Origin of the sequence: Silvimonas sp., from assembly GCF_031291215.1 — a bacterium.
In the GTDB taxonomy this organism is placed as follows: domain Bacteria; phylum Pseudomonadota; class Gammaproteobacteria; order Burkholderiales; family Chitinibacteraceae; genus Silvimonas; species Silvimonas soli.
In genome coordinates, this window is the sequence record NZ_JARLJK010000010.1 from 1 (window position 1) to 1,161 (window position 1,161).

Sequence of the window (1,161 nt, forward strand, 5' to 3'; positions counted from 1 at the left end):
CGACGACGGTCTGCTTTGGCTGCAACCTACTGTTGGGTCCCCATCAGCTGCTGCTTCGTCAACCGGTGCAACTGCCCTGCTGCCGACGGTTTCATCGCTGGTCATACATGTCGATGCGTCACAAAGAAGCGATCACTCCACGTCGCTCGTCGGTCGTTCGCTTCGTCTTCCAGGCTCGGCTCGCGCTCATCTCCCTTTTCCTCCGGTCGCTGCGTGGGAGTGGCGGTCGCGATGGGTTCCACTCAAGCGGCAGGACGAATTAGCCAAGGCTTTGGGTCAGCTGGGCATGTCAGGTCCTTGCGAGTCCAAGGAAGCCTGCCGCTCCAAGAAAAAGCAGCGCAACAAGAACTGCGCTCGCCGCATGTGCGAGCCGTGTTGTCGTGCGGCTCCTTCCGATGCTGTTCGCTGCAAGGAGCACAAGCCCGCAACACCCAAGTCAGCTCGCTGACGCCCAAGAGGTGGTCTTCGAGATGGTCTTCGTTCGCTAACATCGATGTTCAACCCCGCCGGTATCCCCCCACCTCGAAGATGGTCATCTTCCAGATCTGGCAGCAGCAGCAGCAGCAGCAGTTCCGGCTCGACAGTGGCACCGACGCGATTCTCCAGGCTGACAAGGAAGTTGTCGCACTTGCTGATCCCCACGCGCTCACACAGCACGCATCCATAAGCGCTCGGCTTCCGCTTCTGCGGCGCGTGTGGAACGAACAGGCGATGTCTGGATCATCAACGGAAGACGGCTCGCTCAACAGAACTGCTGACCAAGCCGTAGTCGCGGTTGCTTGCGTCGCCTCCTGCGCAGCGCGTCTGGTCCTGTACGATAACTGACCATACACTCGGAACGCTGTCTCGACAATCTGATCCTTCTCCAGCCCTCCAGCTATTTGGACTGATCTGCATGCATGCCTTGCCGACTGGTGTGGCTTGTCGGCCGCGCTTACGGCTCGGGCGGCGCGGCAAAATGGCCACGCTGGAGGGCACGGCCGATGAGCGCTGCCGATGGACTGAGCTCGAATGCAGCGGCTGAACTCGAGGCTGCGGCTGGTTATCGCACGCCAGCGCGGTGTGGCTGATTGGCTGCACTCGCTGGCGTCGCTGATTGGCTGCACTTGCGAGCTCTGCTTGCTGGCTAGGCTGACTTAGCCTTCGCATCGACAGCTCCGC

Annotated in this window: 1 protein-coding gene; it reads left to right on the plus strand. The window is 60.9% G+C overall.

Annotation, left to right across the window (positions count from 1 at the left end; all coding sequences use genetic code 11):
- Positions 1–528: 528 nt before the first annotated feature.
- On the plus strand, positions 529–825 hold the full coding sequence (locus tag P4L78_RS01095; protein WP_309326379.1) for a hypothetical protein: 297 nt from the start codon (positions 529–531) through the stop codon (positions 823–825).
- Positions 826–1,161 lie beyond the last annotated feature (336 nt).